Below are 2,609 nucleotides of genomic sequence, written 5' to 3' on the forward strand. Positions count from 1 at the left end.
TAATACTAAACTTATATGATCAGATCGCGCAGATTCGTAAAAGTTCAGTCAATTAACAAAGTGCGATCCTGCCCTGATTGAGTCGTTGACTAACAATTTTTGAATAAAGTCCTCTATTGCATTTAAAGTGAAATCTGTACCTAAACCATAAAACAGTTCCAAAATTAAGCTAATATTAGAGTAATTTTCAGCATATTCATCACCTAGATCTTTCAACCTACTAGTGCTGTACCTTTTTGATGCATCATTTAAGTCTTGTATTGTTATTTTATCATTACCATGATTGATCGCAGAATCAATGGCATAACTAGTTAGCATTACAACATCACGTGGCCTATGCTGACATAAATTCATTACCATAGAAATAGACTCATCAGGGTTGCTATCTTCAAAAAAGTAACTCCAAGCATCGCCGCCTAATTTCGGTTTAGTATTGAATGGTTTTACCAAGCGTCTTTCAATAAGCTCAACCAACTTCGGTTTTGACCAATCAAGAAATACAACGGAAGTTTCAAGTCGCGAAAATTCATTATCCAATCTTCTTATTCGGTCATAAATATTTTCTCTTATGAAAATATAAGGCTTTATACAATTAGTTGAAGCTGTCAATCTAACAGTCGCGTGCATAAGTGCCATTAAACAGATTATAGCAGAATTAGAACCATCCCAAGATTCATCAAGCCTATCGATCAACAATACAAATTCATAATTTGCATCTTTAGCAATATCATTAACTTCCGAAGTAAGAGTTTTACTTCTCTTAATTTGTCTGAGACAAAGCTTTTGGTTTTCTTTACTATACGCTTCAAAAATCTCATCTGTCAGGTTAAGAATTCTATCATCAAAGTCACAATCTACTATTAGCCCTCGTTCACGCTTAATAAATTCATATCTTCGATCGAAATTAAATAATCCTCGGTGATGCCATTCCTTTATTACCTCATCTAGTAAAGCTCTTTCCATTGAATGCATTAAAGATTTAAAAGGACGTTGCTTTGTATCAACAAATTCCTCATATTCAAGCGGCAATTGAAGAAGGTCGAATATTTGTGGTGTTATGTGAATAGTTCTTTTGTTACGTCTTTGAATCTCATAAGTAAGTGCAGTTTTTCCAGCACCTCGTCGACCAACAAAAAAACAATTATAATGACCTGTACTCATGGATGAAAGAGTAGCTGGAGTGCGTACAAATAGCTCGGGATCATCTCGTATAATGTCATATTCCGCAAATGCTTTTCCTACTTGTACTCTTTGGAGAGCATCTCTGGGCAGTTGTATCTTATTCATCTAGCATCCATACTCATTAGAATTAATATTAACTGTTTACTTTAATTTCACATCAGTCAACTTTTTAACGTCAAAAATGAAAGATATAAACATCTTTCATCGTTTTCAGGTCTACACCGAGACGATGATTTTTCATTTTCACCAACTACCTACTTCATATTCGCATTAGATTTTGTATCGAAAATTCACATTAACCTACAATTAATGAGCCTTGGTACTCACAAGAAAAGGGGCATCAGCGTGCTATTTAGCTCAGCAACCCATTCAGTTACTCTACCGCACTCACGTTCACAAAGTTACGTGCTTCCTCATCTACCCAGCATAGCTGCATACAGAACTGTACAAACAGTGCAATCACGTAGATGTGCGCTCATTAACAGAATTATGGGAAAACGAAGTGATTTAAACTCTGTTAAGTTGTGGCTCCAACAAACTTTGAGGCAATAACAAGTTTCGAGCTAAACCATTTCCCCAACCCCAGAGAAAAATTCAGGACGAATTTTTAGGTTGTCGGCGTCGGGAACGCCTACAGCCGGCCCGGACCACACCAAAGAACCAAAAGGCATTTCTGGGTACTCTTTGGGCCAACAAAGCCTATCTGGCGCGCATCAGAAAATGTTGAGATTGGCACTGAACGCAAGCGCGACATACCAGACAGACTCGAATAGAACACTGCGCACATTTAGGATCCGAGCATCAACGTCACTGGATTCCCGCCTTCGCGGGAATGACATAAGTAGTTGATTTTAATTAAAATATAACCCCAGAAGACAAGGTTCGAAAAAGTCATCTGCCTAGGGAAAAATTCAGGACGAATTTTTAGGTTGTCGGCGTCGGGAACGCCTACAACCGGCCCGGACCACACCAAAGAAACAAAAGGCATTTCTGGATACACTTTGGGCCAGCAAAGCCTATCTGGCGCGCATAAGAAATGTTGAGATTGGCACTGAACGCAAGCGCGACATACCAGACAGACTCGAATAGAACACTGCGCACATTTAGGATCCGAGCATCAACGTCACTGGATTCCCGCCTTCGCAGGAATGACATAAGTAGTTGATTTTAATTAAAATATAACCCCAGAAGACAAGGTTAAAAAAGTCATCTGCCTAGGGAAAAATTCAGGACGAATTTTTAGGTTGTCGGCGTCGGGAACGCCTACAACCGCCCCGGACCACACCAAAGAAACAAAAGGCATTTCTGGATACGCTTTGGGCCAGCAAAGCCTATCTGGCGCGCATCAGAAAATGTTGAGATTGGCACTGAACGCAAGCGCGACATACCAGACAGACTCGAATAGAACACTGCGCACATTTAGGATC

1 protein-coding gene is annotated in these 2,609 nt (G+C 39.5%); it reads right to left on the reverse strand.

From position 1 onward, the window contains the following. Positions 1-48: 48 nt before the first annotated feature. A complete protein-coding gene (locus tag Q4579_RS22765) occupies positions 49-1,287 on the reverse strand; it encodes a hypothetical protein (RefSeq protein WP_303567235.1) in 1,239 nt (412 codons plus the stop codon). Positions 1,288-2,609: the final 1,322 nt, after the last annotated feature.

The sequence above is a fragment of the Photobacterium sp. 1_MG-2023 genome (assembly GCF_030547945.1).
Lineage (GTDB): Bacteria > Pseudomonadota > Gammaproteobacteria > Enterobacterales > Vibrionaceae > Photobacterium.